The sequence below is a fragment of the Methylobacterium sp. A54F genome, assembly GCF_053346035.1.
The window spans coordinates 128,827-144,527 of the sequence record NZ_JBKFBF010000007.1 but is presented as its reverse complement, the minus strand read 5'-3'; the positions used below and the strand labels follow the sequence as shown (position 1 = coordinate 144,527).

18 protein-coding genes and 1 tRNA gene are annotated in these 15,701 nt (G+C 69.6%); 11 read left to right on the top strand and 8 right to left on the bottom strand.

The features are described from left to right. Positions 1-537: 537 nt before the first annotated feature. Positions 538-798, top strand: coding sequence for a hypothetical protein (locus ACLBXP_RS13525; protein WP_447668240.1), 261 nt, complete (start codon positions 538-540; stop codon positions 796-798). Beyond that, complete coding sequence (locus tag ACLBXP_RS13520) at positions 795-1,097, top strand: hypothetical protein (RefSeq protein WP_447668238.1); 303 nt, start codon at positions 795-797, stop codon at positions 1,095-1,097. Before ACLBXP_RS13525 ends, ACLBXP_RS13520 begins: the two co-directional genes overlap by 4 nt. A gap of 68 nt (positions 1,098-1,165) precedes the next feature. Here ACLBXP_RS13520 and ACLBXP_RS13515 read toward each other — a convergent pair whose 3' ends face one another. Together ACLBXP_RS13515 and ACLBXP_RS13510 are read right to left on the bottom strand one after the other, a co-directional pair. After that, positions 1,166-1,372: a hypothetical protein gene (locus ACLBXP_RS13515; protein ID WP_447668237.1), complete on the bottom strand. Its 207-nt coding sequence runs from the start codon at positions 1,370-1,372 to the stop codon at positions 1,166-1,168. Next, positions 1,369-1,551 carry a ribbon-helix-helix domain-containing protein gene (locus tag ACLBXP_RS13510; protein WP_447668236.1) on the bottom strand — a complete coding sequence of 61 codons (183 nt, stop codon included), beginning with the start codon at positions 1,549-1,551 and terminating at the stop codon, positions 1,369-1,371. Before ACLBXP_RS13510 ends, ACLBXP_RS13515 begins: the two co-directional genes overlap by 4 nt. 114 nt (positions 1,552-1,665) lie before the next feature. On the opposite strand from ACLBXP_RS13510, the gene ACLBXP_RS13505 reads away from it, so the two are divergent. The 6 genes from ACLBXP_RS13505 (at position 1,666) to ACLBXP_RS13480 (ending at position 4,848) form a co-directional block, all read left to right on the top strand. Continuing rightward, on the top strand, positions 1,666-2,019 hold the full coding sequence (locus ACLBXP_RS13505) for a hypothetical protein (RefSeq protein ID WP_447668235.1): 354 nt from the start codon (positions 1,666-1,668) through the stop codon (positions 2,017-2,019). Next, the gene (locus ACLBXP_RS13500) at positions 2,016-2,369 is read left to right on the top strand and encodes a hypothetical protein (RefSeq protein ID WP_447668234.1); all 354 of its coding nucleotides are present in this window, start codon (positions 2,016-2,018) and stop codon (positions 2,367-2,369) included. The genes ACLBXP_RS13505 and ACLBXP_RS13500 overlap by 4 nt, the downstream gene beginning before the upstream one ends. Continuing rightward, on the top strand, positions 2,366-2,623 hold the full coding sequence (locus ACLBXP_RS13495; RefSeq protein ID WP_447668233.1) for a hypothetical protein: 258 nt from the start codon (positions 2,366-2,368) through the stop codon (positions 2,621-2,623). Before ACLBXP_RS13500 ends, ACLBXP_RS13495 begins: the two co-directional genes overlap by 4 nt. Positions 2,624-3,072: 449 nt before the next feature. Then, a complete protein-coding gene (locus ACLBXP_RS13490) occupies positions 3,073-3,549 on the top strand; it encodes a hypothetical protein (RefSeq protein ID WP_447668232.1) in 477 nt (158 codons plus the stop codon). Next, complete coding sequence (locus ACLBXP_RS13485) at positions 3,549-3,803, top strand: hypothetical protein (RefSeq protein ID WP_447668231.1); 255 nt, start codon at positions 3,549-3,551, stop codon at positions 3,801-3,803. Before ACLBXP_RS13490 ends, ACLBXP_RS13485 begins: the two co-directional genes overlap by 1 nt. Further along, the gene (locus tag ACLBXP_RS13480) at positions 3,793-4,848 is read left to right on the top strand and encodes a tyrosine-type recombinase/integrase (RefSeq protein WP_447668230.1); all 1,056 of its coding nucleotides are present in this window, start codon (positions 3,793-3,795) and stop codon (positions 4,846-4,848) included. Before ACLBXP_RS13485 ends, ACLBXP_RS13480 begins: the two co-directional genes overlap by 11 nt. 55 nt (positions 4,849-4,903) lie before the next feature. On the opposite strand, the gene ACLBXP_RS13475 is transcribed toward ACLBXP_RS13480, so the two are convergent. Beyond that, positions 4,904-4,979 (bottom strand) — tRNA-Glu (locus ACLBXP_RS13475). Between the two features lie 99 nt (positions 4,980-5,078). On the opposite strand from ACLBXP_RS13475, the gene ACLBXP_RS13470 reads away from it, so the two are divergent. Continuing rightward, positions 5,079-6,065 (top strand): RluA family pseudouridine synthase, encoded by a 987-nt coding sequence (locus ACLBXP_RS13470; RefSeq protein ID WP_447668228.1) that lies wholly within the window; start codon positions 5,079-5,081, stop codon positions 6,063-6,065. Positions 6,066-6,324: 259 nt separating this feature from the next. After that, the gene (rpoH, locus tag ACLBXP_RS13465) at positions 6,325-7,215 is read left to right on the top strand and encodes an RNA polymerase sigma factor RpoH (RefSeq protein WP_447668227.1); all 891 of its coding nucleotides are present in this window, start codon (positions 6,325-6,327) and stop codon (positions 7,213-7,215) included. 120 nt (positions 7,216-7,335) lie between these two features. Here rpoH and ACLBXP_RS13460 read toward each other — a convergent pair whose 3' ends face one another. The 5 genes from ACLBXP_RS13460 to purB all read right to left on the bottom strand — a co-directional run bounded on the left by ACLBXP_RS13460 (position 7,336) and on the right by purB (position 13,098). Next, positions 7,336-8,865: a histidine kinase gene (locus ACLBXP_RS13460; RefSeq protein WP_447668225.1), complete on the bottom strand. Its 1,530-nt coding sequence runs from the start codon at positions 8,863-8,865 to the stop codon at positions 7,336-7,338. A gap of 95 nt (positions 8,866-8,960) precedes the next feature. Continuing rightward, positions 8,961-10,253: an adenylosuccinate synthase gene (locus ACLBXP_RS13455; RefSeq protein WP_447668223.1), complete on the bottom strand. Its 1,293-nt coding sequence runs from the start codon at positions 10,251-10,253 to the stop codon at positions 8,961-8,963. Positions 10,254-10,463: 210 nt separating this feature from the next. Next, positions 10,464-10,808, bottom strand: coding sequence for a hypothetical protein (locus ACLBXP_RS13450; RefSeq protein ID WP_447668222.1), 345 nt, complete (start codon positions 10,806-10,808; stop codon positions 10,464-10,466). Between the two features lie 70 nt (positions 10,809-10,878). Further along, positions 10,879-11,736, bottom strand: a complete 858-nt coding sequence (locus ACLBXP_RS13445; protein ID WP_447668221.1) for a D-amino-acid transaminase — start codon at positions 11,734-11,736, stop codon at positions 10,879-10,881. 54 nt (positions 11,737-11,790) lie between these two features. Beyond that, positions 11,791-13,098, bottom strand: a complete 1,308-nt coding sequence (purB, locus tag ACLBXP_RS13440; RefSeq protein WP_447668219.1) for an adenylosuccinate lyase — start codon at positions 13,096-13,098, stop codon at positions 11,791-11,793. A gap of 383 nt (positions 13,099-13,481) precedes the next feature. Here purB and ACLBXP_RS13435 point away from each other — a divergent pair, with 383 nt between their 5' ends. Continuing rightward, positions 13,482-15,647 carry a TonB-dependent receptor gene (locus tag ACLBXP_RS13435; protein WP_447668218.1) on the top strand — a complete coding sequence of 722 codons (2,166 nt, stop codon included), beginning with the start codon at positions 13,482-13,484 and terminating at the stop codon, positions 15,645-15,647. The last annotated feature ends 54 nt before the right edge of the window (positions 15,648-15,701 follow it).

Here is a 15,701-nt window from a genome sequence, read left to right as displayed (position 1 = left end):
CCCGCGCGGCGCGAACCGGCGGGCTGAGTAGTTTGGAGGATTCGGGGTAGAATCCCTGGCGCACCCTAGCTTGAGCGTCGCGGTCGTCAATCCGCGCTCACCGGTCTAACGGGGGCAGGTGCGGATCGGCGAGCGCGGACAGCCGGTTCGGGGCCGGCGCTACAGGGTAACGGATCGGCGGTAGCGTGGCTGTCGGGGTGAGCTTGACAGGTGTGGCCAAGCGTTGCGCCCGCCCGTGGCTGACAGATCAGATCCCTGCAGTCCTCCGCAACGCTGGTCGTGAGGACGGAGGTGAGGCGACGATGGTGCGGCGGGGCCTTCAGCGGCCGAGGCGCGGACGCGGGTCGGTGAGCTGAAGCGCGCAAAGCAGACCTCGATGACAAGCAGCCCGGCGTGAGCCATCCCAAGGCTGAGGAGGAGCGGATCATCCTTGCGAGCCTACGAGCGCCGCATAGGGAGCGGGTGTCACGCTCGGCGCTGGCCGATTGTCTCAGCTCCGAGACGCACAATATGATGCTCCCCAAACGAGGGAGATTCATGAAGGTTTTCGCCGTCATAGCCCCGAGCGGCAGTGAGGCATTGGATCACGCCATCAGGCAGCAATACCCGGGGAATTATTTCTTGATTGCCCCGGGTCAGTACCTCGTGGCTGTTCCTGGGCTCATCGCGAAGGAGGTCGGTAAGGCGATTGGCGATCAGGGCCAAGTCGGCCGCCTCATCGTGTTGCCGCTGGAGAACTATTGGGGCTGGCACAACAAGGAAATGTGGGACTGGGCGCAGTCGAGGGCTCAGGCGTGAGCCCGCCGCAGGACCATGAATCCGGCCAGCCGACTGGCGGCCAGAATGCCAATCCTCCGCCCGTCGAGCTGTACCCGATGACGGACATCCGGTTCGTGCTCGTGCGGATCGGCGAGCTCGGAGCTAAGGTTGATCGGCTCGTCGACGATGTGTCCTCGCAGAGCAAAAAGATCGACGAGGTGCGCGGCAAGATCAAGTTTGTGCAGGGCGCGATTTGGGTTCTGGGCTCCCTGCTTACCATCGCGGCGGGCGTCTTCATCGCCTACCTGTCTGGTAAGTTTAAAATCACGTTTAAGTAAGTTTGCCCTTCCTCAGCCGCACGCTAGGCCCCTCGCCATTCTCCTCGATGAAGATGACGCCGAACGCTTCAGTCCGCTAGCGCATACCAGAGATGCCAAGCGCGCGAAGTTCGCGTTTGAACCGTCCGCAGGCATGCCAGATCAGGAACGGGAGCGCCGTTCCTTCCAGGGCACATGCTCAACGTCAGCGCGTAGCGCTGATTCTCGACTTCGGTCAGCCGATAGGCGAGGAAGACGGCGAGCACCGCCAGCGCGAAGATCGCAGCGTTCTTCACTTCAGATAGCCCTTCGCCTTCAGGTGCTCGCTGAGAGCCTCGCGGATGACATCCGGCCTGCTCGGCTTCGGATCAGGCTGAGCGGTGATCAGAGCATCTAGGGATGCAACCTGCTCGGGCTGAACGCGCACCTGGATCTGAATCCCGGTCTGCTTCCCACGGGTCCTACCGGTGCGCATGTGGTACCATAGTTGACGTGCCCTGCACGTAGTGGTACCACAAGCGCGGGCCGGACGGAAGATTGAGCCCTTCCCTCCGGCCCTAACCCCACCACTCTATTCGGGAGAGCGGCGATGGCTTCGCACGCCTATACCACCACGCCCTTATTACGTCCTGCCTCGGTCGAGCGCTGGCCCTTATCACCCCCAGGCCGGCTGTTCGCCCCTGGCGGTCCCGTCAGCGCTGCCGTTGGAGCCGACGCCGCAGATCGTAAGAGGATCCGAGATCTGCGCCGGGCCATCGCCGACCGCATCGAGGCGGACTTGGCGTTGCTCGACAGCTTGGATGGCGACGCCGATCTTGAGGTCGATGCCGGCGAGGAGCCGGAGGGCGACGACGAGCGCGAGCACGACGAGGCAGAGTGCGGCGTCGCCGATCACGATGGCCTGGTCGAGCAGGGCTGCCGCCCTTGGGAGGTGGCGATATGAGCGGCCCCGCATCTTGCCGCCGCTTCCTGCGCGGCCTCACCACCCTTCCGCTCATTGGCGGCAGCGTGGCCCTCATCGGTACTCCTTCCGCCGTCGCCGAGCCCGTCACCAAGGACCTACTGATCGCCTACGCGGACTGGCTGCTCCTCGAGCGCCGCATCCTGCTCAGGGAGCTGATCCCAGACGCCGCGTCTCGTGCGCGTGCGACCGACACATGCCTGTCAGGCAGCCGGACCGATGCATTTCACATCCCGCCGGATGGAGACTGGCGAGAGGTTCCGAAGCCCTCGACCCGCGCTGCGCTCGTCCTGAGCGCAGTCGGCTGCGACTGGCGGGAGAGCACGTTATGAGCCGCCCCGCATCGCGCAGCGATCAGGCTTTCAGCGTCGTCGCGGACATGGAGGACGACATGCGCAGCCTCCGGCGCTGGGCCAATGTCCTGTGCCACCTCGGCGGCGGCGCCTCGATGCTCGAGCCGACCACCATCCACGTCATCGGTGAGGCCCTGTTGGACGTGGCCATGCGTGCCGAAGCTCAATGGGAGGAGGCCTTCCGCCTGACGCACCCGAAGAACAGGGAAGATCGCTCATGCGCCTCCTCCTGATCTACCTCGCCGTCGCGCTGATCCGGCTCGCGAGACTCGAGATGGCTTGGTCAAACCACCTGCTCGACCGATCGGACGCAACGCTCGCCCGCAGCCGGGCGCGGGTCGACCTCGCGCGTCGGCTTGTGGGGCGGGCTTCAGCCGGTCGGACGGCTTAGGTCCCGTAGGATCATGCTGACGGCGAGCAGCGCGACGCTGGCGTAGCTCATCGTGGCGGCCGCTTCGATCATCGCAGCACCTGCGGCTTGGGAGCGGAGGTGCTCCACTCCCGAGCAGTCAGACTGCTGAGGAGAGCCGGAGCGAGAACAGCCGAGTAGACCTTTGGTTGCAGCTTTGCCGGAGAGCAACCAGCGGTTTTGCTGTTTCCCAGCGAACGAGACGCTCGAGGCGCATCCACTGTTGAGCGATACGCTTGCATCGCTTTCACAATGTGATACGGTTGTAGCACTATGAATGCAGACGCGAAGCAGTTCACGACAGCGACCCTCACCCGCGTGGCGGTTTGTGAAGCTGTCACCTTGCGCGCTTGGCGCAACCGTAATGGCCTGTTTCCCGAGACGGCAGGAAGTCAGGGCTGGAACCGCTTCAGCTTGATAGACATCTGCGTCGCTCGCGCGGTCGTGCTGATGACCACCTCTGGCATCGCGGCTAGCGATGCAATTTGGTTTGCCGAGGGGTATCTCCGCACGCCGTTCCAACTTGCCGCCTCGAACGACCTTAGTGACGATCTGAGCGGCATCGTCGCCTTCGCGCCGAAGAGGGCACCAGAGAACGCGTCGTTCCAGCTGTACGTGAAGCCGGAAGATCTCTCGGACACGCTCGCACGGTTCGGCGGCTTGGTGACGCTGCTCGACCTCCATCTCATCCATGCCCAGGTGCGCGCGGGCTTGGGGCAGATGTCGAACCACTCTGGTGAGGACGCCTAATGCCCCGCCAAGCCGCCCTACCCCCGAACCTCGCGCCGCGCCTCGTCAGCCGCGAGGCTGCCGCGGCCTACGTGTGCATCTCGCCGAACAAGTTCGACGAATTGGTCCGGGACGGTCGGATGCCGCGGGCCCGCCGGATCGATGCCCGGAAAGTCTGGTGCGTCCGAGAGCTCGATGCAGCGGCCGACAACCTCCCCCTGGACGGCCAGGGCGCGGCCTCCGATGCCACCTGGGAGGACGTGGATGCCGCGTAGCAAGCCGCCCTACGTCGAGGCCTTCAGGGACCGGCACGGGAAGCTGCGGCTCTACTTCCGCAAGGACAAGGGGGCACGGGTGCCCCTGCCCGGCCCGATCGGGTCGGAGGATTTCCTCACCGCGTACCAGGAGGCCCTGGCCGGCCGGACGCTCAAGGCGACGCCGAGGCGCCGCGCGGCGGCGGTGGGCAGCATCGAGGCGCTGATCCAGTCCTACAAGAAGAGCGCCGACTACATCGGGCTGCGCGAGACCTCGAAGGACGGCTACCGGCGGCGCCTGGAGATCATCCGCGTTCAGCATGGGCACCGCATGGTGGCGGGCTTGACGCACGGTCGCATCGTGAAGGCCTTCCTCGACCCGCTGGCGGACAAGCCGGGGGCCGCCCTCGACACGCTGAAGAAGCTCCGCATCCTGATCCGGCGCGCCATCGTGCTGGGCTGGCTCACGTCGGATCCGTCCGTCGCGATCCGCCGGCCGAAGATCGGCGAGATCCGCTCCTGGACCGATGAGGAGATCGCGCAGTTCGAGGCGCGCTGGCCGATCGGCACCAAGCAGCGCCTCGCCTTTGCCGTGCAGCTCTACACCGGGCAGCGCCGGTCCGACGTGCACCGGATGACCTGGGCCGACGTGAAGGGCGATCGCATCCGGGTCGTGCAGCAGAAGACCGGCGCCAAGATCGACATCCCGCTGCACGCCGATCTGCGAGCCATCCTGGCGCAGACCGCCCGGCAGCACGCGACGATCATCAACACCGAGTTCGGCAAGCCCTTCACCGTCGACGGCTTCTCCGGGTTCATGCGGGACGCCATCACCGCTGCCGAACTGCCGCTCGCCGCGCAGCCGCACGGCCTGCGCAAGGCCGCCGGGCGCCGCCTCGCCGAGGCCGGCTGCACCGCGCACGAGATCATGGCTGTCCTCGGCCACAGCTCCCTGGCGGAGGCCGAGCGGTACACCCGCGAGGCCAACAGGGCGAACCTTTCGACGGGCGCGATCACCAAGCTGGAAGGCTGGAAAGGCGGAAGGTCCGCCCAAACCACACCCTGAAAGTTTGGGGGAATTTGAATTTTAGTGAGGAGCCGCAATGACTTGCAGCACCGCCTGGCGCTCCCAAGGGGAATCGAACCCCTGTTTTCGCCGTGAGAGGGCGACGTCCTAGACCGCTAGACGATGGGAGCTTTCCGGCGGGGTGGCGATCGTATAGCGACGGGACATGATGGGAGCAAGGGCTTCGGCGCCGCAATTTTCACGGCCGGCCGGGCGGCGGGAGGAGCGGCGTGGCGGGTGAGTCGGTGCGGGAGGCGGTGGTCGCGGAGGAGGCGGCGCCGGTGCGGCTCGACCGGGCCCTGGCCCTCGCCTTTCCCGATATCTCGCGGTCGCGGTTGCAGGATCTGGTGCGGGCGGGACTTGTCCGGCGGGACGGGGCCGCGGTGCGCGACCCCTCCGTGAAGGTCGGGCCCGGCGCGCGGCTCGCCGTGGCGGTGCCGGAGGCGGCGCCCGCCGAGCCCGCGGCGGAGCGGCTGGACCTCGTGATCCCCTACGAGGACGACGATCTCGTCGTGATCGACAAGCCCGCGGGGCTCGTGGTGCACCCGGCCCCCGGGCACGAGGCCGGAACCCTCGTGAACGCCCTCATCGCCCATTGCGGGGCGAGCCTGTCCGGCATCGGTGGCGTGCGGCGTCCGGGGATTGTCCACCGGCTGGACAAGGACACGAGCGGCCTGATGGTCGTGGCCAAGAACGACCGGGCCCACAAGAGCCTCACCGCCCAGTTCGCCGATCACGGCCGCAACGGACCCCTGGAGCGCGCCTACCTGGCCCTGGCCTGGGGCGTGCCCGAGCCCCGCACCGGCACCATCGACGCCGCGCTCGCACGCAGCCAGCGCAACCGCGAGAAGATCGCCGTGGTGCGCCCCGAGCAGGGCCGCCACGCGGTGACGCACTACTGGGTGGAGCGCGCGCTCGGCGCCGAGGCCGCGCTGGTGCGCTGCCGCCTGGAGACCGGGCGCACCCATCAGATCCGCGTGCACCTGAGCCACCGCGGGCACCCGCTCCTCGGCGATGCGGTCTACGGCGCGGCCTTCAAGACCAAGGCGGCCCGGCTCGGCGCCACCGCCCAGGCGGCGCTGGCGGCGTTGGGGCGGCAGGCGCTCCACGCCACCCTGCTCGGCTTCGCCCACCCGCGCAGCCACGAGGCCCTGCGCTTCGAGAGCCCCCTGCCGCCCGAGATGGCCGCGCTGGTGGCGGCCCTGGAGCAGGGCTGAGCCGCACGGGCGTGACGGCTGCGTCACAGTCAAGGACGCCGCGCACGCAGGTGCGCAACGGCACCTCCGGCCGCGACCTTTCGTGACAGGTTAGACCCAGCCTTCCGCTCACGCGTTGATGACGACGTTCGCGTCGTGGACCCGCTACCGGATCGGTGAGTTCCTCAGCTAAGATGGGGAATCGGACCGCCGGCTCAAGGAGCGGCCGTCCGCAACGCAGGTCCGCCCGCCTGGGGGATTCTGACCAAGGAGGTATGCCATGGCAGGCGCATTGCCCGTGCTCGCCAACGAGGGAGGCCTTTCGCGCTACCTCGACGAGATCCGCAAGTTTCCGATGCTCGAGCCGTCGGAGGAGTTCACGCTCGCCAAGAGCTGGCGCGACGGCGGCGACCGCGAGGCCGCGCACCGGCTCGTCACCTCGCACCTGCGCCTCGTCGCCAAGATCGCGATGGGCTACCGGGGCTACGGCCTGCCGATCGGCGAGGTCGTGTCGGAGGGCAACGTCGGCCTGATGCAGGCGGTCAAGCGCTTCGACCCCGACAAGGGCTTCCGGCTCGCCACCTACGCGATGTGGTGGATCAAGGCGGCGATCCAGGAATACATCCTGCGCTCCTGGTCCCTCGTGAAGATGGGCACCACCGCCAACCAGAAGAAGCTCTTCTTCAACCTGCGCAAGGCCAAGGGCCGGATCTCGGCCCTCGACGAGGGCGACCTCAAGCCCGATCAGGTGAAGCAGATCGCGACCCGCCTCGGCGTGCCCGAGCAGGACGTGATCGACATGAACCGCCGCCTCTCCGGCGACACCTCCCTCAACGCGCCCCTGCGCGAGGAGGGTGAGGGCGAGTGGCAGGACTGGCTCGTGGACAACAGCCCGAGCCAGGAGACCGTGCTCGCCCGCGAGGAGGAGGGGCAGAACCGCCTCACTGCGCTACGCGACGCCCTCGGCGTGCTGAACCCCCGCGAGCGCCGCATCTTCGAGGCGCGGCGGCTGGCCGACGACCCGATCACCCTGGAGGATCTCTCCGGCGAGTTCGGCGTCTCCCGCGAGCGCGTGCGTCAGATCGAGGTTCGGGCCTTCGAGAAGGTCCAGGAGGCGGTCAAGCGTAACCTCGCGACCCGCGAGCTGCCCCGGGCCGGGGCAGGCGCCTAAAGGCAGTCCAGGCGACGTGGCAACCGGCTCTCCGTCAGGGCCGGGGAGGCGGTAAGGACGCGGGGTCAGTCGTCGGTTCAATGACCGGCGGACAGACCCTCGTCGCCTCCGGCCTGCGCCTCAGCGCCACTGATCGAAGGCGCGCTGCATCGCCTGCGCGCCGGAATTCCCCTTCTCGAAGGTGATCACGGCGCGCTGCCCGCTGGTGAAGCGCAGCGCGAGGTCGAACCAGTTCTTGTGCAGCAGGAGATCGGTGTTCCGGTCGATGTCGTTGCGCAGCGACGACAGGCCGATCAGGAACAGGTTCTCGCGCACCCGCACCGGCAGGCCCGAGACCGGCGAGCCGCGGGCGCTCTCCTCGTCCTTGGCCTGCAGGAGCCCGACATCCTGCACCGCGCGCTTCTCGCCGCCGGGCCCCGTGGTGAAGGCGAGCTTGATCGTGTGCGAGGCCGGCAGCGTCTGGTCGAGGTTGCGCTGGATCGTCATCACGAGGGTGAGCCCCGCCTCCGGGTACTCGACCGTCGCGACGACGGCGGTCTCCAGCGGCTGGCCCTGCTCGCCGCTCACGGAATCGAGCCGCCAGGTGGCGCGCCCGGTGATCGTGGTCGGCTGGGCATTCTGGGCCGAGGTGTTCTCCTCGATGAGCGTGGCGCGCTGGGCCACGACGAGGTCCGGCTGGCCGGGCTGCGCGGGTCGCGCCGGCGCCTCCGCGCCCTGGGTCGCGGCGGGCGGGCGCTCGGCCGGCGCGGCCTCGCCGCCGACGCGGTCGCCGTACTTCGCGTCGGCGCCGTCCGCCGCCGTGCCCGCCACATCGGATTCGGCGGTCTGGAGATCGGCCGGGGTGTCCCGCAGCAGGTAGGCCGCGACGGCGATCAGCCCGATCACCAGCGCCAGCACGCAGGCCACGAAGGTGTTGCGCAGCATCCGCGAGCGGCTGCCGCGGGGCGCCACCACGTCGATCTTCGGCCGCTGGCGGCCGTTTCCGGCGGCCTCGGCCCGCGCGGCCTCCGCCTCCTCGGCGAGCAGCGGGTCGACCGGGGCCGGCGCCTCGGGGGCCGCGTCGGCGGTCGCATCGGGCTCGGCCGGGTCGGCGCCCTTCGGCCGGCGCGCGGCGATGGCGATTGCCGGCGGGCCGCGGGGCGGCTCGGGCGCCGGCGGGAGGCCGAGGTCCGGCGGCGGGGCCGGCGGCAGGAACGGCTCGGCCCTGGCGGCCGGCTCGGCCTCGAACAGGCCGTCGCTCGGCGCCTCGGCGGCCTTGGCCGGCTCGGGCTGCGCGAGGGGCGGCGCGGCCGGCGGCGCGGGAGGCGCCACGAACGGGACGGAGGGAGGCGCAGCGGGCGGCGCAGGGGGGGTCGGCGGCGGAGCCGGATCGGGCCGGGGCGGCTCCGGCGCAGCCGCGGGCGGGGCGGGCGGAGCAGGGTCCTTCGGCGGCGCGCCGTCGCCCGCATACTTGGTCTCGAGGCGCGCGATGGCCGCGTCGAGGGCCTTGCTCTCGAGGTCGATATCGGCCTGCGAGAGGGGTGGCTCGAGGGAGCGGAGCTGGCCGATCAGCGCGCCGCGCGCGCGGTCGTAGACCGCCCGCCGCATCGCGGACGTGCGATCCGGCAGGGCATCGAGCGCGCGCGCCAGGAGCGGATAGTAATCGGCCATCGTCTCGGGTCCGCCCCTTCGCCGGTCCGGCGCCGCTCCGGATCACGCGGCGAAGGGCATGTCAGGAAGGTGCAGCTCGATCTTCGAAGGGCAGGTCAGTCCTCGAAGGGGTTATGCATCAGGATGGTGTCGTCGCGCTCCGGCGAGGTGGAGAGCAGGGCGACGGGCGCCCCGATCAGCTCCTCGATCCGGCGCACGTACTTGATCGCCTGCGCGGGCAGATCCGCCCACGAGCGGGCACCCGCCGTGGTCCCGTCCCAGCCCGGAATCGTCTCGTAGATCGGCTTCACCCGCCCCTGCGCGCCCTGGCTCGCCGGCAGGTGATCGAGGCGGGCGCCGTCGATCTCGTAGCCGGTGCAGACGCGGATCTCGTCGAAGCCGTCGAGGACGTCGAGCTTGGTGAGCGCGATGCCGTTGATGCCCGAGGTCTGCACCGTCTGGCGCACGAGCGCGGCGTCGAACCAGCCGCAGCGGCGCTTGCGCCCCGTCACCACGCCGAACTCGCGGCCCCGCTCGCCGATGCGCTCGCCGATGGCGTCGGTGAGCTCCGTGGGGAACGGTCCCTCGCCGACCCGGGTCGTGTAGGCCTTGGCGATGCCGAGCACGTAGCCGATGGCGCCGGGCCCGAGGCCCGAGCCGGTGGCGGCCTGGCCCGCGACCGTGTTGGAGGAGGTCACGAACGGGTAGGTGCCGTGGTCGACGTCGAGGAGCGCCCCTTGCGCGCCCTCGAACAGGATCCGGCGCCCGGCGCGGCGCGCCTCGTCGAGGAGGTGCCAGACCGTGTCCTGGTAGGGCAGAACCCGCTCGGCGATGGCGGCAAGCTCCTCGTAGATCGCGTCGGCGGAGAATTCCGGGAGGTCGAAGCCGCGGCGCAGCGCGTTGTGGTGGGCGAGCAGGCGCTCGATTTTCGGGCCGAGCGCGTCGAGCTCGGACAGGTCCATCAGGCGGATGGCGCGCCGGCCCACCTTGTCCTCGTAGGCCGGGCCGATGCCGCGCTTCGTCGTGCCGATCTTGGTGCCCGGCGCGCTGTCCTCGCGCAGCGCGTCGAGCTCGCGGTGGAGCGAGAGGATCAGGGTCGCGTTGTCGGCGATCCGCAGGTTGTCGCGGCTGACCTTGACGCCCTGCGCGGTCACCCGGTCGATCTCGGAGACCAGCGCGTAGGGGTCGAGGACGACGCCGTTGCCGATCACCCCGAGGGTGTTCGGGCGGACGACGCCGGAGGGCAGGAGGGACAGCTTGTAGACGGCCTCGCCCACCACGAGCGTGTGGCCCGCGTTGTGGCCGCCCTGGAAGCGCACCACGATGTCGGCCTGCTCCGAGAGCCAGTCGACGATCTTGCCCTTGCCCTCGTCGCCCCATTGGGCGCCTACGACGACGACGTTCGCCATGCGCGCTTGAACCCGTGACCTGTACCGCGGTGGGGCCTCCGGCGGCCCCGAGGACCGCCCGATAACCCGTTGTCGTCAGGGTCTTTCCGCGATCCGGCCCGGGAAATCAAGCAAGGCGCCTGGGTGGGCGCCATGCTGGTGGGGATCGCGGGTGGGGATCGCGGGTGGGGATCGGCGGCCACGCGGCTTGGCCTCGCTGGATGGCCTTCGCTACTTGGCCTCGGTGCCCGGGTTCTGGCCGGGCAGCTCGCCGGGCTTGATCACCGGCATCGTGCCCGGGCTCGGGTCCGGCGGCTTCACCACCATGCCGGGCGCGGCGTTGCCGGGGGGCTTGATGACCCCGTCGTTCTGCTGAAGCTTGTCGCTGAGGTTGCCGTCGCTGGCCGAGCCGGCGCCGTCGTTCGGCCTGATCTTGTCCGGCGGCGTCTGGCTGGCGGGGGGCAGGGCCGGGTCGGTGTCGCGCCCGCGCAAGGGGGCGTCGGGGTTCTGGGCCAGCGCCGCCGTGGCGATGAGGCCCGCGGCGAGCGCCGCGAGTCCCGTGATGAGCTTCGGCATCGGGAAATCTCCGTTCGGATGCGCGCAATCGGTTAGCAACCGATGCCTGCGCGATCCGTTCCGGTCCCGCTCAGGCCCCGCGGGCGAGGGCGACGTAGAGCTCGCGCAACCGCGTGGCGTGCGGGCCGGGACGGCCGGCGCCGACCGTGCGCCCGTCGATCTCGACCACCGGCATCACGAAGGCGGAGGCCGAGGTGTAGAAGGCCTCGGCGGCCTCGTGCGCCTCCTCCAGGCGGAACAGGCGCTCGTCGAGGCGCAGGCCCGCCTCGGCGGCGAGGCGCAGGACGGCGGCGCGGGTGATGCCCGGCAGGAGCGCGGTCGACAGCGGGCGGGTCACGAGCGTCCCGTCCCGCGTGACGATGAAGGCCGTGGAGGAGGAGCCCTCCGTCACGAAGCCGTCCTCGACCATCCAGCTCTCGGCGACGCCTGCCGCGGCGGCCGCCTGCTTGGCCAGCACCTGCGCGAGCAGCGCCACCGACTTGATGTCCCGCCGCTTCCAGCGAAGGTCCTCGACGGTGACGATCCGGGCACCCGTGCGGGCGAGCGGGTTGTCCACGATGGTCTTGGACTGCGTGAACATCACCACGGTGGGGGCCGTGCCGGCCGGCGGGAAGGCGAAGTCGCGCTCGGCGACGCCGCGGGTCACCTGCATGTAGACCAGGCCCTCGACGACCCCGTTGCGGGCGACGAGCTCGGTCTCCAGCCGTTCCCACTCGGCGGCCGCGTGCGGGTTGCGGATGCCGATCTCGCCGAGCGACCGGTCGAGCCGCGCGATGTGGGCCGCGTTGTCGACGAGGCGGCCGTCGAGGACGGCGGAGACCTCGTAGATGCCGTCCGCGAACAGGAAGCCGCGGTCCATGATCGGCACGCGGGCGTCCTCGAAGGGCAGGAACGCGCCGTTCAGGTAGACGATGCGGGGATTCGGCACGGGAAGGCCTCCGACGCGGGAGCGGTTGCGGATCGGGCGGGATGCGGGTGGGGTTCAGCTCTCGCCGAACACCCGCGCGAAGATCGTGTCGACGTGCTTGAGATGGTAGCCGAGATCGAAGCACGCCTCGATCTGCTCCGGCGACAGCGCGGCGGTCACCTCGGGATCGGCCTTGAGCAGGGTGAGGAAGTCGCCCTCCCCCCGCCAGACCGGCATGGCGTTGCGCTGGACGAGGCGGTAGGCGTCCTCGCGCGAGACCCCGGCCTGGGTCAGGGCCAGCAGCACCCGCTGCGAGTGGACGAGGCCGCCGAGCCGGTCGAGGTTGCGCTGCATGGCCTCCGGGTAGACCAGCAGCTTGTCGATGACGCCGGTGAGGCGGGCCAGCGCGAAGTCGAGGGTGACGGTGGCGTCCGGCCCGATCATGCGCTCCACCGAGGAGTGCGAGATGTCGCGCTCGTGCCAGAGGGCGACGTTCTCCATGGCCGGCAGCGCGTAGCTCCGCACCATGCGGGCGAGGCCCGTGATGTTCTCGGTGAGCACCGGGTTGCGCTTGTGGGGCATGGCCGAGGAGCCCTTCTGCCCCTCCGAGAAGTACTCCTCCGCCTCCAGCACCTCGGTGCGCTGCAGGTGGCGCACCTCGGTGGCGAGCCGCTCCATCGAGCTCGCGACGACGCCGAGCGTCGCGAAGAACATGGCGTGGCGGTCGCGGGGGATCACCTGCGTCGAGACCGGCTCGGGCGCGAGGCCCATGGCCTCGGCGACGTAAGCCTCCACCCGCGGGTCGATGTTCGCGAAGGTGCCGACCGCCCCCGAGATCGCGCAGGTGGCGACCTCGGCGCGTGCCGCGACGAGGCGCTCGCGGTTGCGGGAGAACTCCGCGTAGGCCTGGGCGAGCTTGAGCCCGAAGGTGACGGGCTCCGCGTGGATGCCGTGCGAGCGGCCGATGGTCGGGGTCAGCCGGTGCTCGAAGGCCCGGCGCTTGAGGGCGGCGAGCAGCGCGTCGAGGTCGGCGATGAGGATGTCGGCCGCGCGCACGAGTTGCACGTTGAGGCAGGTGTCGAGCACGTCCGAGGAGGTCATGCCCTGGTGGACGAAGCGCGCCTCGGGCCCGACGATCTCGGCGAGGTGGGTCAGGAAGGCGATGACGTCGTGCTTCGTCACGGCCTCGATGGCATCGATGCGGGCGACGTCGAACACCGCGTCGCGGCCCTTCTCCCAGACCTTGTCGGCGGCCTCCCGCGGCACCACGCCGATCTCGGCCAGCGCGCTGGTGGCGTGCGCCTCGATCTCGAACCAGATCCGGAAGCGGGTCTCGGGCGACCAGATCGCGGCCATCGCGGGGCGGCTGTAGCGGGGGATCATGGGACGCCTCGGGGTCTCGACGGGCCGACGTGCAGGGTGGCTCCGCGCGCCTAGCATGGGCCCGGATGCGGCTCAACGCGCCGGCGCGCGGGGCTGGCCCGGTCTCCGGACCGGATTGTTGCGCGGAAGACACAGCGGCCTCCTTCCGGAAACAAACTGGAGACGTTCTAGGAAGAAAACCGCACGCCGAAACCAGAGCGCACGGCGCCGCTTAGCCGCTTTCTTGAATTCGTTCTTAGAAGGCTTTCAAGAAATACACCCCGGAAGGAGAGCGTTGGCTGCCTTGCGGCGCGCGATTGATCCCGTAGAGGAAAATTTCCGCTGCCCGGCGGATCGACTGCGAAGAACGCAAGAACAAGATCGGGACTACGGGGTCTGCCACCATGGATCGGGGGACGAATGTACATCTGGCCGGCATCCTGCTGGCCGGAACCTTTCTGACGACTTCGGCGCTGGCGCAACCACCGGTCGTTCTACCAGCGGCCGGCAACCAGGACGTCACGCTGGACCAGCTGAGCGTCGAGGGCGAGCGCGGGGTCAGCATCGGCTACCTGACGACCCGCACCCGCAGCGCCACCAAGACGGACACGCCGCTCCTCGACACGCCGCAATCGGTGAGCGTGATCACGCAGGCGCAGATCCGCGACCAGGGCTTCCAGTCGATCGAGGAGGCGGTGCGCTACGTGCCGGGGGTGATCCCCCACCAGGGCGAGGGCAACCGCGACGACCTCGTGATCCGCGGCCAGCGCTCGAACGCCGACTTCTACGTGAACGGCGTGCGCGACGACGTGCAGTACTTCCGCGACCTCTACAACACCCAGCGCATCGAGGTGCTGAAAGGCCCGAACGCCCTGATCTTCGGCCGCGGCGGCGGCGGCGGCGTGATCAACCGCGTGCTCAAGGAGGCGGACGGCGTGCCCTTCCGCGAGATCCTCGTGCAGGGCGGCGAGTACGCGAACAAGCGCGTGGCGATCGACGCCGGCGACCGGCTCAGCGACAGCGCCTTCTTCCGCCTCAACGGCGTGTTCGAGGACACCGCGACCTACCGCGACTTCGTGGACATCCGCCGCTACGGCGTGAACCCGACGATGACGTTCCTGCTCGGGCCGGCGACCACGCTGAAGCTCTCCTACGAGTACTTCCACGACGACCGCACCACCGACCGCGGCATCCCCTCCCGGTTCGGGCGGCCCTACGACTACCGGCGCAACCTGCGGACCTTCTTCGGCAACCCGGACCTGAACTACGCCCGGGTGGACGCCCACATCGCCACCGCGACCCTCGACCACCTGTTCGAGTCCGGCGTGCAGATGCACAGCCAGCTCCGCTTCGCCGACTACCAGAAGTTCTATCAGAACGTCTTCCCGGGCGGGCCCGTGAACGCGGCCGGCACCTCCGTGAACCTCTCGGCCTACAACAACGAGGGCAACCGGACGAACTACTTCAGCCAGAACGACTTCACCTACCGGTTCGCCACCGGCCCGGTCCGGCACACGCTGCTCGGCGGTTTCGAGCTCGGCTACCAGGACGGCCTCGCCTACCGGCAGACCGGCTTCTTCGGCCTCACCGGCAACGCCACGAGCCTCGCCGTGAACCCGCTCTTCCCGGTCACGCGCGTGCCGGTGCGCTTCGCCAACAACGGCGCCACCGGCGGCACCGACGCCAACAGCACCTACGGCCTCGGCCTCGCGGCGCTCTACGCACAGGACCAGATCGACGTCACCGACTGGCTGCAGCTGATCGGAGGCCTGCGCTACGACCACTTCGACTTCTCGGCCCGCGACCGGCGCACCGGCGTCGTCAACGCCCGCGTGGACGATCTCGTCTCGCCCCGCGCCGGCATCGTCCTCAAGCCGCTCCAGAACGTGGCGCTCTACGGCAGCTACGCGGTCTCCTACCTGCCGAGCGCGGGCGACCAGTTCTCGACGCTCACGCCGGGGCTCGCCATCACCCAGCCGGAGAAGTTCGAGAACACCGAGGTCGGCCTCAAGGTCGACGTGAGCCCGCGCCTGCAGCTCACCGGCGCGCTGTTCAACCTCGACCGCACCAACCAGCGCCTCGCCGACCCGAACAACCCCGGCTTCTTCCTGGCGACGGGGTCAACCAACACGCAAGGGGCCGAGATCGGCGCCAACGGCTACGTCACCGACTGGTGGCAGGTGGCGGGCGGCTACGCCTTCACGGACGCCCGCATCGTGAGCGGGTTCTCCTCCGGCTCCACCACGATCCGGCCCGGCGCCACGGTCGGCCTCGTGCCCTTCAACGCCTTCACGCTGTGGAACAAGTTCGACGTCACCGAGCGCTTCTCTTTCGGCATCGGCTACATCAACCAGACGCACGTCTACGCCTCGTCGGACAACACGGTCCGGCTGCCGGGCTTCTCGCGCTTCGACCTCGGGGTGTTCTACCGGATCACCGAGGACGTCCGGGCGCAGGTGAACGTCGAGAACCTGTTCGACCGCCGCTACATCGCCACCGCCGACGGCAACAACAACATCACCCCGGGCGCCCCGCGGCTGATCCGCGTGCAGGTGATCGCGCGGTTCTGAGAGGCGGCCTGAGCGAGGCGATCGACGGGGCGGCGGGCCCGTGGATCCCTCGCC

Excerpts from the sequence above, each read along its gene's own strand:
- ACLBXP_RS13525 (WP_447668240.1), top strand. The coding sequence starts at position 538 with ATGAAGGTTTTCGCCGTCATAGCCCCGAGCGGCAGTGAGGCATTGGAT.
- ACLBXP_RS13510 (WP_447668236.1), bottom strand. The coding sequence starts at position 1,551 with ATGCGCACCGGTAGGACCCGTGGGAAGCAGACCGGGATTCAGATCCAG.
- ACLBXP_RS13505 (WP_447668235.1), top strand. The coding sequence starts at position 1,666 with ATGGCTTCGCACGCCTATACCACCACGCCCTTATTACGTCCTGCCTCG.
- ACLBXP_RS13500 (WP_447668234.1), top strand. The coding sequence starts at position 2,016 with ATGAGCGGCCCCGCATCTTGCCGCCGCTTCCTGCGCGGCCTCACCACC.
- ACLBXP_RS13495 (WP_447668233.1), top strand. The coding sequence starts at position 2,366 with ATGAGCCGCCCCGCATCGCGCAGCGATCAGGCTTTCAGCGTCGTCGCG.
- ACLBXP_RS13490 (WP_447668232.1), top strand. The coding sequence starts at position 3,073 with ATGAATGCAGACGCGAAGCAGTTCACGACAGCGACCCTCACCCGCGTG.
- ACLBXP_RS13485 (WP_447668231.1), top strand. The coding sequence starts at position 3,549 with ATGCCCCGCCAAGCCGCCCTACCCCCGAACCTCGCGCCGCGCCTCGTC.
- ACLBXP_RS13480 (WP_447668230.1), top strand. The coding sequence starts at position 3,793 with ATGCCGCGTAGCAAGCCGCCCTACGTCGAGGCCTTCAGGGACCGGCAC.
- rpoH (WP_447668227.1), top strand. The coding sequence starts at position 6,325 with ATGGCAGGCGCATTGCCCGTGCTCGCCAACGAGGGAGGCCTTTCGCGC.
- ACLBXP_RS13460 (WP_447668225.1), bottom strand. The coding sequence starts at position 8,865 with ATGGCCGATTACTATCCGCTCCTGGCGCGCGCGCTCGATGCCCTGCCG.
- ACLBXP_RS13455 (WP_447668223.1), bottom strand. The coding sequence starts at position 10,253 with ATGGCGAACGTCGTCGTCGTAGGCGCCCAATGGGGCGACGAGGGCAAG.
- ACLBXP_RS13450 (WP_447668222.1), bottom strand. The coding sequence starts at position 10,808 with ATGCCGAAGCTCATCACGGGACTCGCGGCGCTCGCCGCGGGCCTCATC.
- purB (WP_447668219.1), bottom strand. The coding sequence starts at position 13,098 with ATGATCCCCCGCTACAGCCGCCCCGCGATGGCCGCGATCTGGTCGCCC.
- ACLBXP_RS13435 (WP_447668218.1), top strand. The coding sequence starts at position 13,482 with ATGGATCGGGGGACGAATGTACATCTGGCCGGCATCCTGCTGGCCGGA.